Source organism: Paenibacillus sp. J22P277 (genome assembly GCF_059383675.1).
This window is the reverse complement of sequence record NZ_JBXENS010000004.1, coordinates 340,275-353,181: the sequence shown is the minus strand read 5'-3', so window position 1 is coordinate 353,181 and position 12,907 is coordinate 340,275. Positions and strand designations below refer to the sequence as shown.

The following is a 12,907-nucleotide window of genomic DNA, read 5'->3' as shown; positions in this document are numbered from 1 at the left end:
GAGTCGATCGACAGCAGACGTTGAAAGCAGACGGTAGAAAGCAGACGATAGAAACGGGAGATGTGAGACATGCGCTACACGAATTTGAATCCGGCCGCCGTGCCCAAGACGTTCCGGGAAGTCCGGCAGTGGCGAAGGGCCCGTTCCGGCCGTATGAAGCTGAAGGATTATTCGTATAAAGTACCGGTGGTCGCCCCCGACCTGGCATTCCTGCACGGCAACGCGGGCGAGCCGACGCTGACCTGGATCGGCCATTCAACGTTCCTCATCCAGCTAGCCGGACTCAACATCGTCACCGATCCGATCTGGGCGGAAAAGCTGGCACACCATACGCGGCTCGTGCCGCCGGGGCTGGCGATCGCGGACGTCCCCCCGATCGACGTCATCCTGATCTCGCATTCGCATTACGACCACTTGAATATCGCGTCGCTGAAGAGACTGACGGGCAGCAAGATGCTTATCGTGCCTATCGGACTCGCCGACAAGCTGCGGCGCAAGGGCTTCTCCTCCATCATCGAGCTCGATTGGTGGCAGTCGTCGGTCATCCGCGGCGTGACCTTTACGTTCGTGCCGGCGCAGCATTGGACCAGGCGGACGCTCACGGATACGAATTCATCCCGCTGGGGCGGGTTCGTCCTGGAGCGGAATAACGAGCCGACGGTCTATTTCGCGGGCGACAGCGGGTACTTCGACGGGTTCAAGCAAATCGGCCAGCGGTTCGCGGATATCGACGTGGCGCTCATGCCGATCGGCGCGTACGATCCGGAATGGTTCATGGGCCCGCAGCACGTCACGCCGGAAGAAGCGCTTCAGGCGTTCCGCGATACGGGCGCGCGCCGGTTCGTGCCGATGCATTACGGCTCCTACAAGCTCGCCGACGACACGCCGCGCGAGGCGCTCGACCGGCTGGAAGCCGAGATTCGCCGCCTGCGGCTCAAGCCCGGGACGGTGCGCGTGCTTCCCCACGGCGAGACATGGCGGATAAACAAGGAAGTCAAGCATTAATAGGCGCTTCTATGCTATAATGGAGTGATGATTAAGATTTTTTAGCGAAGGACGGGATACCTGAACATGATCAGTACAAGCGGCATCACGCTTCGATACGGCAAGCGTGCGCTATTCGAAGATGTTAATATTAAATTCAATCCGGGCAACTGCTACGGCCTGATCGGCGCGAACGGCGCGGGCAAGTCCACGTTTCTGAAGATTTTGTCCGGCGAGGTGGAGCAAACGCACGGCGAAGTGCATATTACGCCGGGCGAGCGCCTCGCGGTATTGAATCAGAACCATTACGAGTACGACGATTTCCTCGTGCTCGAGACGGTCATCATGGGCCACAAGAAGCTCTACGAAGTGATGAAAGAGAAAGACGCGATCTACGCCAAAGCGGAATTCACCGACGAGGACGGCATGCGCGCGGGCGAGCTGGAAGCGGAATTCGCCGACATGAACGGCTGGGAAGCGGAGTCCGAAGCAGCAGGCATGCTGAACGGCCTCGGCATTCCTCCGGAGCTGCACGATAAGAAAATGTCGGAGCTGTCCGGCAACGAGAAAGTCCGCGTCCTGCTGGCGCAAGCGTTGTTCGGCAATCCGCAGATCCTGCTGCTCGATGAGCCTACCAACCATCTCGACATGCAGTCGATCGAATGGCTCGAGAACTTCCTCGGCGGCTACGAAGGCACCGTTATCGTCGTATCCCATGACCGGCATTTCCTGAACCAGGTGTGCACGCATATCGCGGATATCGATTTCGGCAAGATCCAGATGTACGTCGGCAACTACGACTTCTGGTACGAATCCAGCCAGCTGGCGCTTACGCTCATGCGCGACGCCAACAAGAAGAAGGAAGACAAGATCAAGGAGCTGCAGGCGTTCATCCAGCGCTTCAGCGCCAACAAATCCAAATCCAAGCAGGCGACTTCGCGGAAGAAGCTGCTCGATAAAATCTCGCTCGACGACATTCGTCCGTCGAACCGCAAATACCCGTTCATCAACTTCAAGCCGGAACGCGAGGCGGGCAAGCAATTGCTCCTGACGGATGGCTTGACGAAGTCGATCGACGGGGCGAAGCTGATCGACAATATGACGATCGCGATCAACAAAGGCGACAAAATCGCGCTCGTCGGACCGAACACGCTGCCGAAGACGATCCTGTTCCAATTGTTGACGGGCGAGCTGGAAGCCGACGCGGGCACGTACCAATGGGGCGTAACGACGACGCAGGCGTATTTCCCGAAGGACAACGCGCAATATTTCGACGGCGTGGAGATGAACCTGGTCGACTGGCTGCGCCAATATTCCAAGGATCAGGATGAGAGCTTCATTCGCGGCTTCCTGGGCCGGATGCTCTTCTCCGGCGACGAAGCGCTGAAGAAAGCGAGCGTCCTCTCCGGGGGAGAGAAAGTACGCTGCATGCTCTCCAAAATGATGCTTTCCGGCTCGAATGTGCTGATGATGGACGAACCGACCAACCATTTGGATCTGGAATCCATCACGGCGCTCAATAACGGGCTGATCGATTTCGACGGCACGCTGATCTTCACGTCGCATGACCATCAATTCGTGCAGACGATCGCGAACCGCATCATCGAGATCACGCCGAACGGCATCATCGACCGGATCATGACGTACGACGAGTACCTCGAGAGCGCGGAAGTCAAAGCGCTGCGCGAGCGTATGTACCCCGCTGAATAACGCCTTTCATAGCGCATCGGAAAAAGGCCGTACTCCCCGCGAGTACGGCCTTTTTTGTTGTTCTTGCTCCTCTGGCCGCTTCATACGCTAGATAGTGAGCGTCAGCTTCGAATGACCTATTTCGAGCCGCAGAAAGAGACGTGATTCGCCAGGCCGGATATGGTAAAATAAGCGAAAGCGACAAAGCTAGACGAATTTATAAAGGAGTCGATTTATTATGTCCTTTTTCGATAAAGTCAAGCAGGGAGCATCGGATGCGGCCAAGAAAGCGCAGCAGACCGTTGAAATCACGAAGTTGAAAGCCCAAATCTCCGGCAAAGAGAAAGACATCGAGAAGCTTTGCATGCAAATCGGCACGGCGGTGTACCGCGGCCATCAGGCGGGAGACATCTCCTCCACCGAGCAAGAGGTGCTGGATTGCTGCCGCGAGGCTGACGAGCTGCACGGGGACATCAAGGTGCTCGAAGAGCGCATCAAGGTGACACGCAACGAGAAAACCTGCACCTGCGGCAAGGTCGTCGCCCTCGACGCCCGCTTCTGCCCGGATTGCGGTGCTGGGCTGGCCGAAGACCCCAAGGTCGAGACGACGATCGGCGAGATCGTCGTAATCTGCAATCAATGCCACACGGAGAACGAGCTGAACGCGAAGTTCTGCGTGTCCTGCGGATCGGGAATGAACAGCACGGCCGCCGAGCACACGTATTAAGAGGAATCAAATCAGCTGCACGAAGCAATCTTGGCCGCATGGCGCGCGCCGGGATTGCTTTTTTGCGTTAGCCGGCGATAGCCTTACGCAGGCGGAAGCGGCAGGCTGGCGATGGCCTGCCGGATGACGGCGGCGGACTGGGCGAGCTGCTCCTGTTCGAAGGGCGACAGGTTCAGCTCCACGATCTCCCGCATGCCGGACCGGGTGATGATGGCCGGCACGCCGAGGCAAAGATCCGCGTACCCGTACTCGCCGTCGAGGATCGCGGACACGGCAATGATCTTATGGTCGTCGTTCAGGACGGAGCGGATGATATACGCGAGCGCATTGCCGATGCCGTAGTACGTCGAGCCTTTCACCTTGTAGATTTCAAGTCCCGTTTCCTTCGTCTGGCGGGCGATGTCGTCCAGCTTCAGATGGCCGAAGCGGGCGGGATGCTGGGCGAGAATGTCGAGCAGCGGCTTTCCGCCGATCGTGACATGGGACCAGACGGGAAATTGCGAATCGCCGTGCTCGCCGAGCACGTACCCGCTCACGCTGCGCGGATCGACGGGAAGGTAGTAGGAGAGCAGCGTCTTCAGCCGCGAGGTATCGATGGAGGTGCCGGAGCCGATCACTTGGCTGCGGGGCAGTCCGGACAGGCGCCAGACCGCATAGGTGACGATATCGACCGGGTTGGAGGCGACGAGCAGGATGCCGGCGAAGCCGCTCGCCATGATTTGACCGACCAGAGGCTCGTGAATCTCGTACGCGGACTCCAACACCTCCAGCCGGCTCTGGATATTTTTCGGCCGGATGCCCACGCAGAGCACGATGACGTCCGCATCGCCGCACTGGGCGAAGGTGCCCGGGGTGATTTTCGTCCGCGCGTGCACGAAATCCATGCAGTGCGACAGATCGAGCGCCTGCGCATAGGCGCGCTCGGGCGTACGGTCCACGAGCATGATTTCGTCGCAGACCGCTTGATTGATCAGGGAATACGCGCATGTGGAACCTACGTAACCGACGCCGACGATGACGACCTTTCGCGCTTTGCTTCCCATGACGAACAAATCCCTTCGATGTGAGATGTACTTCCATTGTATGGCCGATAAATGCCGATATTCGCCCTGTTCCGCGCGGAAACGTTTACCATGGGCAAATGCTGATTCATTTTGGTGCTTGAATGGGTAATGTTGGGATATATATAATAATGGGCTTGCGAATACTTAATTGGGAGGCGTTTACAATGCTGGTACCCGTGGAATCCAAGCAAATCGCGTTCTGCTCGTACAATGAGGATGAATCTTCCTTGTATCTGTATTACCATACGGGCGATGTGGCCATCTTCTCGTCAATCGGCAAGAAGGACTACCAGTCCGTAATCGATTCCCCGAACCGGTACGACACGCTGATGAACATCATGAAGAAATGCCAGCACGAGGAGCAGCAGCTGCACGGCCTGTTCCCGGAATATGAACAAAAATAGACGGAAAAGAGTACTTGGCATTATTTACATGCAACGTTTCGGCCAGGCGGCGTGTTAGGGCTTAAGATGCTGTGTTAGGACCTGATGTTAACATTTTGTAGAGTGACTCGTTCCAGTGTATACTTACGGTTTATCGAACGACGTCCCGATATGGGGCGTCTTTTTTGATGGAAGCAAAACCAATTCATGGTTCGATTGGACTACGGTGGATTTCGACAAATGAGACGGGCGGACGATATGGTCCTTTAGGAGGGTTCCGTACAATGAAGACAGCAAGAAGTTGCGAGCATTCCAAACGACTTAGAAGAAGAGAGGAAGATCAACATCAAGAAGAGTACAGCAGCGCTATTGACCTTTGTCTTGGGCGCTTCATTAATGCTCCCGGCTGCGGCTTCCGCGGCAACGTCGGCGGCAACGACCGTCGGGGAAATCCAATCCAGCGTCAGCTTCCGCAGTCTTCCTTCCACATCGTCCACCGTTAACCGGTATCTCAAAAAAGGCGAGCAGGTTGTCATTCTAGAGCAAGTCAATTCCTACTGGTATCGCGTGCAGGACGTTAACGGCGCGATCGGCTACATCTCCACGGACGACAAATACGTCGAAATCGTAAGCAACGGCAATGAAGGCGCCACTTCCGGCAGCGCGACGATCGTGGCTTCCGTCTCCTTCCGGACGGGCCCTTCCACCGACGCCGCAAGAATCCGTTACCTCTCCAAAGGCGAAACGGTGACCATCACGGGGCAACCGAACAGTTACTGGTATGCAATCACGGCATCCGACGGCACGAAAGGCTACGTCAGCACCGACAGCCAATATATCTCGGCGAACGGCGGCGTCTCCGATCCGTCGGACGGTTCCGGCTCCACGAAGGGCAACGCGACGATCGTCGCTTCCGTTTCGTTCCGGACAGGCCCATCCACCGATGCCGCAAGAATTCGTTACCTCTCCAAAGGCGAAACGGTGACCATTACGGGTCAACCGAACAGCTACTGGTATGCGATCAAAGCAAACGACGGCACGACAGGTTATGTCAGCACCGACAGCAAATACATAACGGTGAACGGCGGCGGCTCCGCGCCTGGCGGCAATCCGCCCGGAGGCGGCACGAATCCCGGCAGCGGCGATCATGCCGCGCTCGTCGAGCGCGTCATCGCCGCAGGCATGAAATACTGGGGAACGCCGTATGAATTCGGCTCCGACCGCGACACCACGACGACCTTCGACTGCTCCGATTTCGTCCGCACCGCGTTCCGCGAGGGAGCGAGCCTGATTCTGCCGTCGGATTCGCGCCAGCAAGGCGATTACGTCCGTAACCGCGGCAACGTCAAGACGGATTGGCATCAACTGAAGCGCGGCGACCTGATGTTCTTCATGGATTACCATGGCACGAAGGCGTCCGATTACGCCGGCATCAACAAAGCGACGGCGAGAATCACGCATGTCGGCATCTACCTGGGCGACGGCCAAATCCTGCAAACCTATTCCACGGAATCGGGCGGCGTCCGCACGAACGTCATCTCCGGCCATTGGGATTACCGCTTCTTGTTCGGGGGAAGCGTACTGTAGGGCTATATAATATGTAGGAAAGTTAGAAACGAAACATGCGAAACGGGAAGATCCGAAGGGATCTTCCCGTTTTGGTATTCGAAGGGGCAAAAAAAAGCCGTCACTGCATAAGCTGCAGGACGACGCGGGAACACTCCATGGGGTTGTATTGCTGATTGCGCTTATGCATGAGGTCGCTTCGGTATTTCACGGACGAGGGTTCTTGGATCTGCTCGAACCATTTGTCGATCGTGCCGGTCGATTCGAGCATCTCGCCGAATCCGCTAGCCACGAAGTATTCGCAGTTGACTTCCTCTTGGCCGGGAATCGGCTCGTAGAAGAGCATCGGAATGCCTTTGCTGAGGCCTTCCGTGCAGGTCATGCCGCCCGGCTTCGTAATGAGCAGGTCGGACACGTCCATCAGCTTGTTGATTTCCTTCGTGAAACCGAGCACTTTAATGTTGGGGTGCTGGTAATCGGGGTCGGCAAGCATCCGCTCGCGGACCTTCTCGTTGTTGCCGACGCAATAGATGAGCTGCACGCGGTCGCGCCAGCGCGTCATGTAGCTGAGCAGATCGTCGCTGTACATGATGCCCCAGCCGCCGCCCATGATCAGCACCGTCGGAATCGGTTTCAAATCGAACTGCGCCTGCAGCTCCGATTTGTCGTGCGTCTGCCAGAAGTTCGGATGGACGGGAATGCCCGTCACCTGGATGCGTCCCGCGGAGATGCCGCGGTCGGTCAGTTTCTTCTTGACCTCGACCGTCGAGACCAAGTATTTGTTGACCTCGGAGCTTGTCCACGTGCCATGCGCGTCGTAATCCGTGATGAGCGTATAGAGCGGCGTGCGAAGACCCAGCCGCTTCAAGCGGGAGACGACCGCGTTCGGAACGGGATGCGTGCACACGATCAAATCGGGCTTCAATTGCGAGATGACCTGCGACGTATGGGTATAAAATAAGCGATGAAGCGCAAGCTGCGTGAACCGGTTCAACGACTTTTTATATTGTCTGCGGTAAACCATGCCAAGCAGCTTCGGCTGTTTCGTAACGGTTCTGCGATAGGCGGACACGATAAGCGGACCGATGACCGGGTTCAGAAAATTGCCCAGTTCGATCACGCGCGTCTGTATGGAAGGATCGAGCGAACGCAGCCCGACGGCCAGCGCGTATGCGGCCTGGGTATGTCCGGAGCCGAAACCTTCGGAAAGCAGCAACACTCGTTTTTTATGCATAATCTCACCTGCTTCTCGTACCTGATCAGATCATTCATGATAACTCTCTTTACCATATTACGACGGGCAGACGGCAAGCACAAGGTTGGAATTGAGACTTGCGTATGATTGCGAGGATAAATTATCCTGAGATATGGATGTCCGGCGATGTCGGGCGGCCGCGAAGCCTTTTCGCGATCGGAATCGGAGAAGGCGTCTAAAAGTTTGGCAAGCAGGACAAAAGCTTGGAAATGCTGGAGAATGGAGTGATCAGAAATGCAAGGGAACGAGAAGCGCATGCCGGAGGCAGGCTCGATAGTAGCGTTCACGAATAAAACAGGCCGTTATGCAGGCGAAGTGATGGAAATTAATGGCATGCGGGCGCTGATAAAGGTGCTTGCCGTGCTGAAGCATCCCGACCAGGGCGATTTGCACAATCCCTACAATCCCGACGTGCCGATGTTTCACGAGCGCCGGGCGCTCAGCTACACCGAGAAGACGAACGTGCCGTTCGGCGACATCGAACCCTTCCATGGCGAGGTGCCGGAATACAAGGCATCGCTGGCGCGGGCCGTGACCGCGGAGATCGAAGCGCTCGACCGGCTGAAGCGCTGGACGGAGCGGGGATTGGAGAATCTGAGGCAGCTGGAAAAGGAATACGGCGCGTAGAAGCGGCAGAATCGCAAAACCTAATAATTGACCAATTGACCGTATTGTAAATTCGGTCAATTGGTGGTATGCTGAATGGCAGATAAGATCATAAAGGAGGCTGCGGCAGATGACGGGGCCGAAGAAATCGGTTGACCGCCGGGCTCTAATCGTGGAAGCGGCGGGGAAATCGTTCTCCATGTTCGGTTACAAAGCGACGACGATGGAGGTGGTTTCCAAAATTGCCGCAGTCGGCAAGGGTACCATCTACACGTTTTTCGCCACGAAAGAAGAGCTCTTCGGCGAAATCATCGGCCAGCTCACAAGAGAGCTGCGCGAGCTGGCGGAACGGACGATCGACCACGAGCGGACGTTCTTCGACAATTTGTCGGCGGTGCTTCACGAACTGCTGCTGTTTCGCGACAAGCACGAGCTGATGGTGAAGCTTTCGCAAGAGGTGCGGGACATCGGCACGCCGATGGCGAAGGACGGCATCGCGAAGCTGGAGCAGGCGATTACGGCTTTCATTCAGCAGGAAGTGGTCCTGGCGGTCGAGAAGGGCGAGATTCGCGCTTCCAATCCGAAGCTGACCGCTTTCGTCATGCTGAAGCTTTACGTAGCGCTGAATTCCGAGTGGAGCAAGCATCAAGAGCCGTTGACGCGCAAGGAAGTGGCGGCGTATTTCAACGAGCTGATGCGCGACGGCATGGCGACGAGATGATTGGCCGGCCGAGGGTGCGGGGTGTGATGGAAGCTCGAAGTCGCCGGTTGTCGCGCATCGTCCGGCTAGACGCGAGGCCGCCGACAGCGCGTTACTCGCCGCTTGTAGCGGCATCTTGAGCAAGTCGATCGATACCGTATGGACGGAGACGTGCTGCGGGCGAAGGCCGGCTTCGTGACCGGCGATCAATAAAAGCGGCACCTGCTGCTTCTTTTTTTGAGATTGAATGACCAAAAGTACAAAGTGGTCAAGTATTCAGTTATTTTGATTTTATTATTCATTCCGCATTGGAGGCGCAAGTCATGTTGGGTTTATCGTTATTCGGCAAGGAAATGAATCGGATTCTCCGCAGCCCCAAGCTGCTTATTCCGATCATCGGCATATTGTTCATTCCGATCATGTACAGCGGGATGCTGATCGGGGCTTTCTGGGATCCGTACGGCAAGCTGGACCGGATGCCGGTCGCGGTCGTCAACGCGGATGCCGGCGCGCAGTTCGAGGGCACGCCGCTTACCGTCGGGCAGGACTTGGTCAAGGAGCTTCAAGCGAACAAGACGTTCGACTGGGCGTTCGTCGACGGGACGCAGGCCGAGCGCGGCTTGAAGAACGGCGATTATTATTATGTCATCGAAATCCCGTCCGAATTCTCGCGGCAGGCGACTACGCTGCTCGATAAAGAACCGCATCCGGCGGCGATTCGTTATTTGACGAACGACAGCGAGAATTACCTGGCCTCGAAGATCGGTTCGTCCGCGATCGAGAAGCTGCAGACCGAGATCTCGCAGCAGGTGACCAAGGCTTACGCCAAAGCGGTCTTCGGCAGCATCGGCGAAGCCGCGGACGGCTTTGCCCAGGCCAGCGCCGGCGCCGGCAAGCTGGAGGACGGGGCGAAGAGCGCCGAGCAAGGCGCCGCGCAGCTCCGCGATAACGTAACGAAGCTGGCCAGCGGCACGCAGCAGTTGGCCGGCGGGGTCGAAGCGCTGGACAGCGGGGCTGGCCGGCTTATGGCCGGCACGGCCGCCGTCAGCGACGGCACGGCGAAGCTGTCCGCCGGGCTCGGGAAGCTCGAGGCCGCCGGCGGACAGCTCGGCGGCGGCGCGAAGCAAGCGGCTGCGGCCGGCGCGGAGCTGTCCGCAGGGCTTGCATCGGCGAAGCAGGGCAGCGCCGATCTTGCCGGCGCGGCCGCGAAGCTGTCGGCGGCGCTGGACGCGTACGCCGCCGCGCAGCCCGATGCCGCGCAGGACAGCGCGCTGAAGGGGCTGATCGGCGCGGCCCGCGCGGTATCCGCGGGCGCGGCCGAGCTCTCCGGGGGCAGCGCGAAGCTTGCCGCCGGCGGTACGCAGCTGCAGCAGGGGCAGCGCGCCCTGCAGCAGGGCATCGACGCGCTGCACGCGCAGCTCGCAGCCGCGGACAAGAGCGGCGCCGAGCTGGCCGCCGGCGCCAAGAGCGCCGCGGCGGGCGCCGCGAAGCTGGCGGACGGCGCGGCTGCCGCGGGCCGCGGCGCGGCGCAGCTTGCCGATGGCACCGGCAAGCTGGCGGACGGCTCCGCCGCGCTGGCCAGCGGCGCGGCGCAGCTCGCCAGCGGCTCGACCGAGCTGTCGGGCAAGCTCGGCGACGCCGCCAGCCAAAGCGCGGGTGTCACCGGAACCGACGCCCTCTACGACATGTTCGCGAGCCCCGTCCATGTCGAAGAGCAGAAACTGACCGACGTGCCGAACTACGGCACGGGCTTCGCGCCGTATGCGTTGTCGCTCGGGTTGTTCGTAGGCGCGCTGCTCTCGACGATGGTCGTTCCGATGCGCGAGACCGGCACGAAGCCGCGCTCCGGATGGAGCTGGTTCGTCAGCAAGGCGCTGCTCTTCGCCGGCGTCGGCGTCGTGCAGGCGCTGATCGCCGACGCGATCCTGCTGTACGGCATCGGCATGCATGCCAATCATCTGGGCGCGTTCGTCGGGTTCTCGATCCTGACGAGCGTCACGTTCATGATGATCATTCAATTCCTCGTGACCTTGCTGGATCAACCGGGCCGATTCGTGTCCGTCATGCTGCTCATCCTGCAGCTGACCGGCAGCGCCGGCACGTATCCGGCGGAGCTCGTGCCGGCATGGCTGCAGCGCATCGGCGATTGGCTGCCGATGACGTACTCGATCCGCGCGTTCCGCGAGATCCTGACCGGCAACGAGCTGCGGGACACCGGCGCCAGCGCGGCGTTTCTGGCGGTCGTCGCCGCGGTGTTCGCGGCGCTGACGTTCGTCGTGTTCCATATGATGCACCGCAAGGAACGGAGCCAGGCGGCCTCGGCAGAGGTATCGGTTTAATGAAGCCATGTTGTCTGGCGTATGAGCCCCAAACCGAGCCGGGCTGAACGATTAATGAAAATACGCAATCGTTCCACTCCGTTCATACGTGAAAAGGCGGGATCCGCGGCGCAGCTTGCAGCTGTCCGAAGGATCCCGCCTTTTATATTCATTAGAACGTGTTGCAGGACTGTCGCTGTCCGCTTACGAGTTGATGAACACCGTGGCAATCGGCTTCCGGTATTCCACTTGGTAGCCGAGTCCGCGCGACAAGGCCGCAAGCGGCAGGTAGGTGTACGCGTTGGCGCCGGATTGCTGCAGGTAAGCCGGCGTTTCGAGCGGAACGGTTTGCCCGTCGACCTTCATCGTGTTCGCGCCGATCGTGAAAGCGACCTTCTTGCCGCCGGAGGCGATCGTCGCCGTTCGGGTCTTGTTGTCCCAGTTCAGCGTCGCGTGCAGCGCGTTCGCGACGTCGCGCATCGGCAGGAACGTCGTGTTGTTTTTCAGGACGGGCTTGTTGCCGCCCTTCAAGCTCGCGCCGTTCACGATGACGCGCAGCGGCGTGCCTGCGGGCAGCGCGTCGGGGTCGCGGTAATCTCCCCAGATGCCTTCCGCGAATGCGCGTCCCATCACGTCGTAGCCGGACTGCTTCGGATGGATGTCGCCTTTCAGAATATACGTGTACGCCAGCTCTTTGCCCGCGAACGGTTCCGACACGTCGACCGTGCGCACGTCGTAGCCTTCCTGCGTGAGCTTGGCGGCCAGCGATTCGTCCATGCCTTTCAATTTCACGACGGCCGCGGTCAGGATATCGTATTGCTCCTGCGTGACCGCTTGGTTCAGCGCGGAAGGCTTCGGCGCCGGCAAGTATTGATCCGCGAAGACGACCGTCGCCTTGGGATTCAAGCTTAAGATCGTGCGCAGGGACGCTTCCAGCTCCGGCACGTACGTCTCCAGCATGGCGTCCAGCTTCGCCTGCAGATCGGCGGCCGACAAGCCGCCTCCTTTAATATCGTCGAAGATCGGCGTGAAATCGTTCCCCCCGATCGTCAGCGTGACGAGATCCGCCGTTTTCAAATCCGCGGCCAGCGCGGCCGATTTGGCCACCGTTTCCGACGCCAACGGATACGTCGACAAATTCGGCTGAACCTCTTCGGCGGTGATGCCCGTTCCGTCTGCCGCCGCTTTCAGAAACTTGCTGAGGCCCGGCGTTTTGAGCGCGATGACGCCGTAATTCTTCAGATCGGCACGTCCGTGATACAGCGCTTGCTCATAGACGCGTTCGACGTAACCGTAAGGAATCGACGATAAGTTCATGCCCAGTTCGTAGCCGACCGTGAGCGAGTCCCCCACGGCGACGATATGCAGCGGTTCGCCCGCCGCGGCCGCTTTCGGCGCAGCCGCCGTCGCGTAGGGCAGCGGCGCGAATGACGCTTGCGAAGCATTCGATTGCTGTCCTGCCGCCAGCGCGCTTCCCGCGCCGACCGTGATTGCCAATAGCGCCGTTGCCGCGAGCACTGCCGCCCGGCCCGGCGATTTGCTGTTCGTTCTCATCAAATGGACCACATCCCTCTGTATAATTATGCGTCTTCATGAAAAATAAATGTACAAAGCT

At 58.9% G+C, this 12,907-nt stretch carries 11 protein-coding genes; 8 read left to right on the top strand and 3 right to left on the bottom strand.

Annotated features, from left to right (window positions below):
- Positions 1 to 69 precede the first annotated feature (69 nt).
- From AC50YL_RS14985 to AC50YL_RS14975, 3 genes are all read left to right on the top strand, one after another.
- Positions 70 to 1,005, top strand: coding sequence for an MBL fold metallo-hydrolase (locus AC50YL_RS14985; protein WP_494833004.1), 936 nt, complete (start codon positions 70 to 72; stop codon positions 1,003 to 1,005).
- 66 nt (positions 1,006 to 1,071) lie between these two features.
- Entirely contained in the window at positions 1,072 to 2,694 is a 1,623-nt protein-coding gene (locus AC50YL_RS14980; RefSeq protein ID WP_494833003.1) for an ABC-F family ATP-binding cassette domain-containing protein, read from the top strand.
- A 217-nt stretch (positions 2,695 to 2,911) separates the two neighbouring features.
- Positions 2,912 to 3,400: a zinc ribbon domain-containing protein gene (locus AC50YL_RS14975; protein ID WP_494833002.1), complete on the top strand. Its 489-nt coding sequence runs from the start codon at positions 2,912 to 2,914 to the stop codon at positions 3,398 to 3,400.
- An 83-nt stretch (positions 3,401 to 3,483) separates the two neighbouring features.
- Here the strand turns inward: AC50YL_RS14975 and AC50YL_RS14970 are convergent, their stop codons facing one another.
- On the bottom strand, positions 3,484 to 4,443 hold the full coding sequence (locus AC50YL_RS14970) for an L-lactate dehydrogenase (protein ID WP_494833001.1): 960 nt from the start codon (positions 4,441 to 4,443) through the stop codon (positions 3,484 to 3,486).
- Between the two features lie 185 nt (positions 4,444 to 4,628).
- Here AC50YL_RS14970 and AC50YL_RS14965 point away from each other — a divergent pair, with 185 nt between their 5' ends.
- Both AC50YL_RS14965 and AC50YL_RS14960 read left to right on the top strand, forming a co-directional pair.
- Positions 4,629 to 4,868, top strand: coding sequence for a KTSC domain-containing protein (locus tag AC50YL_RS14965; RefSeq protein ID WP_494833000.1), 240 nt, complete (start codon positions 4,629 to 4,631; stop codon positions 4,866 to 4,868).
- Between the two features lie 348 nt (positions 4,869 to 5,216).
- Entirely contained in the window at positions 5,217 to 6,434 is a 1,218-nt protein-coding gene (locus AC50YL_RS14960; RefSeq protein WP_494832999.1) for a C40 family peptidase, read from the top strand.
- Between the two features lie 100 nt (positions 6,435 to 6,534).
- On the opposite strand, the gene AC50YL_RS14955 is transcribed toward AC50YL_RS14960, so the two are convergent.
- Entirely contained in the window at positions 6,535 to 7,647 is a 1,113-nt protein-coding gene (locus AC50YL_RS14955) for an MGDG synthase family glycosyltransferase (RefSeq protein ID WP_494832998.1), read from the bottom strand.
- 255 nt (positions 7,648 to 7,902) lie between these two features.
- Here AC50YL_RS14955 and kapB point away from each other — a divergent pair, with 255 nt between their 5' ends.
- The 3 genes from kapB (at position 7,903) to AC50YL_RS14940 (ending at position 11,313) form a co-directional block, all read left to right on the top strand.
- Positions 7,903 to 8,295 carry a kinase-associated lipoprotein KapB gene (gene kapB / locus AC50YL_RS14950; protein WP_494832997.1) on the top strand — a complete coding sequence of 131 codons (393 nt, stop codon included), beginning with the start codon at positions 7,903 to 7,905 and terminating at the stop codon, positions 8,293 to 8,295.
- 109 nt (positions 8,296 to 8,404) lie between these two features.
- Positions 8,405 to 8,995, top strand: a complete 591-nt coding sequence (locus AC50YL_RS14945) for a TetR/AcrR family transcriptional regulator (protein ID WP_494832996.1) — start codon at positions 8,405 to 8,407, stop codon at positions 8,993 to 8,995.
- A gap of 302 nt (positions 8,996 to 9,297) precedes the next feature.
- Complete coding sequence (locus AC50YL_RS14940) at positions 9,298 to 11,313, top strand: YhgE/Pip family protein (protein WP_494832995.1); 2,016 nt, start codon at positions 9,298 to 9,300, stop codon at positions 11,311 to 11,313.
- 183 nt (positions 11,314 to 11,496) lie between these two features.
- Here AC50YL_RS14940 and AC50YL_RS14935 read toward each other — a convergent pair whose 3' ends face one another.
- On the bottom strand, positions 11,497 to 12,846 hold the full coding sequence (locus AC50YL_RS14935) for an SGNH/GDSL hydrolase family protein (RefSeq protein ID WP_494832994.1): 1,350 nt from the start codon (positions 12,844 to 12,846) through the stop codon (positions 11,497 to 11,499).
- Positions 12,847 to 12,907 lie beyond the last annotated feature (61 nt).

Coding starts and splice junctions, on each gene's coding strand:
- AC50YL_RS14985 (WP_494833004.1), top strand. CDS start 70: ATGCGCTACACGAATTTGAATCCGGCCGCCGTGCCCAAGACGTTCCGG.
- AC50YL_RS14935 (WP_494832994.1), bottom strand. CDS start 12,846: ATGAGAACGAACAGCAAATCGCCGGGCCGGGCGGCAGTGCTCGCGGCA.
- AC50YL_RS14945 (WP_494832996.1), top strand. CDS start 8,405: ATGACGGGGCCGAAGAAATCGGTTGACCGCCGGGCTCTAATCGTGGAA.
- AC50YL_RS14980 (WP_494833003.1), top strand. CDS start 1,072: ATGATCAGTACAAGCGGCATCACGCTTCGATACGGCAAGCGTGCGCTA.
- AC50YL_RS14975 (WP_494833002.1), top strand. CDS start 2,912: ATGTCCTTTTTCGATAAAGTCAAGCAGGGAGCATCGGATGCGGCCAAG.
- AC50YL_RS14965 (WP_494833000.1), top strand. CDS start 4,629: ATGCTGGTACCCGTGGAATCCAAGCAAATCGCGTTCTGCTCGTACAAT.
- AC50YL_RS14955 (WP_494832998.1), bottom strand. CDS start 7,647: ATGCATAAAAAACGAGTGTTGCTGCTTTCCGAAGGTTTCGGCTCCGGA.
- AC50YL_RS14970 (WP_494833001.1), bottom strand. CDS start 4,443: ATGGGAAGCAAAGCGCGAAAGGTCGTCATCGTCGGCGTCGGTTACGTA.
- AC50YL_RS14940 (WP_494832995.1), top strand. CDS start 9,298: ATGTTGGGTTTATCGTTATTCGGCAAGGAAATGAATCGGATTCTCCGC.
- kapB (WP_494832997.1), top strand. CDS start 7,903: ATGCAAGGGAACGAGAAGCGCATGCCGGAGGCAGGCTCGATAGTAGCG.